The organism is Variovorax sp. FW301-JW7 (assembly GCF_058788795.1).
This window is the reverse complement of record NZ_JBYTBC010000031.1, coordinates 1-5,890: the sequence shown is the minus strand read 5'-3', so window position 1 is coordinate 5,890 and position 5,890 is coordinate 1. Positions and strand designations below refer to the sequence as shown.

General features: G+C 50.9%; 2 tRNA genes, 3 rRNA genes and 1 pseudogene. 1 reads left to right on the top strand and 5 read right to left on the bottom strand.

Going from position 1 to position 5,890, the window contains the following annotated elements:
• Positions 1-312: pseudogene (locus tag AC3WQM_RS31930) on the top strand (MBL fold metallo-hydrolase); the annotation flags it as partial.
• Between the two features lie 130 nt (positions 313-442).
• Here AC3WQM_RS31930 and rrf read toward each other — a convergent pair.
• From rrf to AC3WQM_RS31905, 5 genes are all read right to left on the bottom strand, one after another.
• A 5S ribosomal RNA gene (rrf, locus tag AC3WQM_RS31925) occupies positions 443-555 on the bottom strand.
• Between the two features lie 128 nt (positions 556-683).
• Positions 684-3,559 (bottom strand): 23S ribosomal RNA (locus AC3WQM_RS31920).
• A 321-nt stretch (positions 3,560-3,880) separates the two neighbouring features.
• A tRNA-Ala gene (locus AC3WQM_RS31915) sits at positions 3,881-3,956 on the bottom strand.
• 30 nt (positions 3,957-3,986) lie between these two features.
• Positions 3,987-4,063, bottom strand: a tRNA-Ile gene (locus AC3WQM_RS31910).
• 89 nt (positions 4,064-4,152) lie between these two features.
• Positions 4,153-5,687: ribosomal RNA gene (locus AC3WQM_RS31905) — 16S ribosomal RNA — on the bottom strand.
• The 16S, 23S and 5S rRNA genes sit together here with 2 tRNA genes alongside, the layout of an rRNA operon.
• Between the last annotated feature and the right edge of the window lie 203 nt (positions 5,688-5,890).

Below are 5,890 nucleotides of genomic sequence, written 5' to 3'. Positions count from 1 at the left end.
CATGGAGGCGTCTTCGTCGATGTCGAGCGCGCGTTGCATACGGCGCGCCGGCGCTTGGCTGGTTTGCAGCGCGCCCCTGAGAAGCACGCGCGTCATGCGATGAAGGTGCTGATGAAGTTCAAGCTGCTGGAGTTGCATGCGGTGTCGCACGCTGAGTGGGATGCGTGGCTAGCTGGGACGCCGTACTTCGAGCTGATCCGGGCTCGTTTCTTTGCTGGTGAGACGCTGGAGGCTCTGACGGGAGAGCTGTTGGCCGAGTTGGTTGCGGTTGGCACGGCGCGATCCGATGCATCAAGGATCTGTAATAGCTGATTGGTGCTTGTTTGCTCCAATAAAAAAGCGCCAATTCTTTCGAGTCAGCGCTTTTTATGCGTTTGGTCTTTGCTTCGCGCAAAGCAAAAAACCCCAGTCATTGCTGACTGGGGTTTTCTGGGCTGTAAGAGCCTGACGATGACCTACTTTCACACGGGAACCCGCACTATCATCGGCGCTGAGTCGTTTCACTGTCCTGTTCGGGATGGGAAGGAGTGGTACCAACTCGCTATGGTCATCAGGCATAAAGGGTTGTCTGACTGATCACACGATCAATCAAACGAATTCATAGAGTTTGGAATCAGTTTTTGGCGAATTATTTTGAATGCGTCAACTTGGCATAACACCTTGATCAGATTGATCAAAGTTATAGGGTCAAGCCGCACGAGCAATTAGTATCAGTTAGCTTAACGCATTACTGCGCTTCCACACCTGACCTATCAACGTCCTGGTCTTGAACGACTCTTTAGGGGGCTCAAGGCCCCGGCAGATCTCATCTTGAAACGAGTTTCCCGCTTAGATGCTTTCAGCGGTTATCTCTTCCACACTTAGCTACTCGGCAATGCCACTGGCGTGACAACCGATACACCAGAGGTGTGTCCACTCCGGTCCTCTCGTACTAGGAGCAGGCTTCCTCAAATCTGCAGCGCCCACGGAAGATAGGGACCAAACTGTCTCACGACGTTTTAAACCCAGCTCACGTACCTCTTTAAATGGCGAACAGCCATACCCTTGGGACCGGCTACAGCCCCAGGATGAGATGAGCCGACATCGAGGTGCCAAACACCGCCGTCGATATGAACTCTTGGGCGGTATCAGCCTGTTATCCCCAGAGTACCTTTTATCCGTTGAGCGATGGCCCTTCCATACAGAACCACCGGATCACTATGTCCTGCTTTCGCATCTGCTCGACTTGTCAGTCTCGCAGTTAAGCACGCTTATGCCATTGCACTATCGTCACGATGTCCGACCGTAACTAGCGTACCTTCGAACTCCTCCGTTACGCTTTGGGAGGAGACCGCCCCAGTCAAACTGCCTACCATGCACTGTCCCCGATCCAGATAATGGACCTAGGTTAGAACCTCAAACACACCAGGGTGGTATTTCAACGTTGGCTCCACAAGATCTAGCGACCCTGCTTCAAAGCCTCCCACCTATCCTACACAGATCTGTTCAAAGTCCAATACAAAGCTACAGTAAAGGTTCATGGGGTCTTTCCGTCTTTCCGCGGGGAGATTGCATCATCACAAACATTTCAACTTCGCTGAGTCTCAGGAGGAGACAGTGTGGCCATCGTTACGCCATTCGTGCAGGTCGGAACTTACCCGACAAGGAATTTCGCTACCTTAGGACCGTTATAGTTACGGCCGCCGTTTACTGGGACTTCAATCAAGAGCTTGCACCCCATCATTTAATCTTCCAGCACCGGGCAGGCGTCACACCCTATACGTCCACTTTCGTGTTTGCAGAGTGCTGTGTTTTTAATAAACAGTCGCAGCCACCGATTTTTTGCAACCCATTCATGCTTCGTTGTTCACTACACACTAATAGGGCACACCTTCTTCCGAAGTTACGGTGTCAATTTGCCGAGTTCCTTCTCCTGAGTTCTCTCAAGCGCCTTAGAATACTCATCTCGCGCACCAGTGTCGGTTTGCGGTACGGTCGTTGTTAGCTGAAGCTTAGTGGCTTTTCCTGGAACCTCGTTCAGTCACTTCACGGACAAGTCCGCTCGATCGTTGGCCTCGGTATATGTGCACCGGATTTGCCTAATGCACGCCTACATCCAACTAAACCAGAATAATCCAATAACTGGATGACCTATTAAGATCCGTCCCCACATCGCACTAACAATCGGTACAGGAATATTGACCTGTTTCCCATCAGCTACGCATCTCTGCCTCGCCTTAGGGGCCGACTCACTCTACGCCGATGAACGTTGCGTAGAAAACCTTGCGCTTACGGCGAGGGGGCTTTTCACCCCCTTTAACGCTACTCATGTCAGCATTCGCACTTCTGATACCTCCAGCACGCTTTACAACGCACCTTCACAGGCTTACAGAACGCTCTCCTACCACTTGCAATAAATTGCAAATCCGCAGCTTCGGTAACTGGCTTAGCCCCGTTACATCTTCCGCGCAGGACGACTCGATCAGTGAGCTATTACGCTTTCTTTAAATGATGGCTGCTTCTAAGCCAACATCCTGACTGTTTTAGCCTTCCCACTTCGTTTCCCACTTAGCCAATTTTAGGGACCTTAGCTGGCGGTCTGGGTTGTTTCCCTCTTGAGTCCGGACGTTAGCACCCGGTGCTCTGTCTCCCAAGCTGTACTCATCGGTATTCGGAGTTTGCCTTGGTTTGGTAAGTCGCCATGACCCCCTAGCCAAAACAGTGCTCTACCCCCGATGGTAATACTTGAGGCACTACCTAAATAGTTTTCGGAGAGAACCAGCTATTTCCAAGTTTGTTTAGCCTTTCACCCCTATCCACAGCTCATCCGCTAGTTTTGCAACACTAGTCGGTTCGGACCTCCAGTACCTGTTACGGCACCTTCATCCTGGCCATGGATAGATCACTTGGTTTCGGGTCTACACCCAGCGACTGATCGCCCTATTCGGACTCGATTTCTCTACGGCTTCCCTATTCGGTTAACCTTGCCACTGAATGTAAGTCGCTGACCCATTATACAAAAGGTACGCAGTCACCCCTTACGAGGCTCCTACTTTTTGTAAGCACGCGGTTTCAGGATCTATTTCACTCCCCTCCCGGGGTTCTTTTCGCCTTTCCCTCACGGTACTAGTTCACTATCGGTCAATGATGAGTATTTAGCCTTGGAGGATGGTCCCCCCATATTCAGACAGGATTTCTCGTGTCCCGCCCTACTTGTCGTTAGCTCAGTACCGCACAGGTCATTTCACGTACGGGGCTATCACCCGCTATGGCCAGCCTTTCCAAGCTGTTCCGTTATGTCTTGTGCTATCACTAACAGGCTCTTCCGATTTCGCTCGCCACTACTTTCGGAATCTCGGTTGATGTCTTTTCCTCGAGCTACTGAGATGTTTCAGTTCACCCGGTTCGCCTCGCATGACTATGTATTCATCATGCGATACCTTTGCAGGTGGGTTTCCCCATTCGGAAATCTCCGGATCAAAGCTAATTTGCCAGCTCCCCGAAGCTTATCGCAGGCTATCACGTCCTTCGTCGCCTATCATTGCCAAGGCATCCACCACGTGCTCTTATTCACTTGACCCTATAACTTTGACGTTTCTTGCGAAACTACAAAATCATCTCAAGGAATATGTCAGGTCTTTCACCTGACGCGTTATGCCGTACTTCCAATATCGATTTGACTCGAAATTGAAGTTTCTTTTGACGCAATCAAAAATTCTATGTTGCTGATGGCACGGTCTGCACTAAACCTTTACGAATGTGCAGTTTCCATCAGCAACGCTGATTCGACTCTATGAATTTTTAAAGAACAGCCGATTGATCAAGAGATCCTGATCAACAACAAAGAAGCCTCATGCTTTCGCAGGAAGCTGCTTTGGTGTTGAATAAGTATCGAAGTTATTGGTGGAGGATGACGGGATCGAACCGACGACCCCCTGCTTGCAAAGCAGGTGCTCTCCCAGCTGAGCTAATCCCCCTCAAACTCTCACACGAGATATCAGAAGATTTGGTGGGTCTAGTTGGGCTCGAACCAACGACCCCCGCCTTATCAAGACGGTGCTCTAACCAGCTGAGCTACAGACCCATTCGCCAATCATCTTCAAAATTGAAGACAACCGACTTCTTCCAACAACCGATAAGTGTGGGCGTTTAAATTAAATTGCTTGTTTCCAGAAAGGAGGTGATCCAGCCGCACCTTCCGATACGGCTACCTTGTTACGACTTCACCCCAGTCACGAACCCTGCCGTGGTAATCGCCCTCCTTGCGGTTAAGCTAACTACTTCTGGCAGAACCCGCTCCCATGGTGTGACGGGCGGTGTGTACAAGACCCGGGAACGTATTCACCGTGACATTCTGATCCACGATTACTAGCGATTCCGACTTCACGCAGTCGAGTTGCAGACTGCGATCCGGACTACGACTGGTTTTATGGGATTAGCTCCCCCTCGCGGGTTGGCAACCCTTTGTACCAGCCATTGTATGACGTGTGTAGCCCCACCTATAAGGGCCATGAGGACTTGACGTCATCCCCACCTTCCTCCGGTTTGTCACCGGCAGTCTCATTAGAGTGCCCAACTGAATGTAGCAACTAATGACAAGGGTTGCGCTCGTTGCGGGACTTAACCCAACATCTCACGACACGAGCTGACGACAGCCATGCAGCACCTGTGTTACGGCTCTCTTTCGAGCACTAAGCCATCTCTGGCGAATTCCGTACATGTCAAAGGTGGGTAAGGTTTTTCGCGTTGCATCGAATTAAACCACATCATCCACCGCTTGTGCGGGTCCCCGTCAATTCCTTTGAGTTTCAACCTTGCGGCCGTACTCCCCAGGCGGTCAACTTCACGCGTTAGCTTCGTTACTGAGTCAGTGAAGACCCAACAACCAGTTGACATCGTTTAGGGCGTGGACTACCAGGGTATCTAATCCTGTTTGCTCCCCACGCTTTCGTGCATGAGCGTCAGTACAGGTCCAGGGGATTGCCTTCGCCATCGGTGTTCCTCCGCATATCTACGCATTTCACTGCTACACGCGGAATTCCATCCCCCTCTACCGTACTCTAGCTATGCAGTCACAGATGCAGTTCCCAGGTTGAGCCCGGGGATTTCACAACTGTCTTACATAACCGCCTGCGCACGCTTTACGCCCAGTAATTCCGATTAACGCTTGCACCCTACGTATTACCGCGGCTGCTGGCACGTAGTTAGCCGGTGCTTATTCTTACGGTACCGTCATTAGCCTTCTGTATTAGAAAAGACCGTTTCGTTCCGTACAAAAGCAGTTTACAACCCGAAGGCCTTCATCCTGCACGCGGCATGGCTGGATCAGGCTTTCGCCCATTGTCCAAAATTCCCCACTGCTGCCTCCCGTAGGAGTCTGGGCCGTGTCTCAGTCCCAGTGTGGCTGGTCGTCCTCTCAGACCAGCTACAGATCGAAGGCTTGGTGAGCCTTTACCTCACCAACTACCTAATCTGCCATCGGCCGCTCCATTCGCGCAAGGTCTTGCGATCCCCTGCTTTCATCCGTAGATCGTATGCGGTATTAGCACAGCTTTCGCTGCGTTATCCCCCACGATTGGGCACGTTCCGATGTATTACTCACCCGTTCGCCACTCGCCGCCAGGATTGCTCCCGCGCTGCCGTTCGACTTGCATGTGTAAGGCATGCCGCCAGCGTTCAATCTGAGCCAGGATCAAACTCTATAGTTCGATCTTGATTTTTGCGCCTGACCTCGCGGTCAAGCAAAACTCATAAAAAAAGAATTAAAGTGAACTTCACTTCTATCTCATGAGCGTTTTTAAGTCTTGCGACTTGTTCCGAAGAACTTACGCAATTACCTTCAAACGCCCACGCTTATCGGCTGTAATTTTTTAACGATCACCGAAGCAACTTATCGTTTACTTCGTTTTGC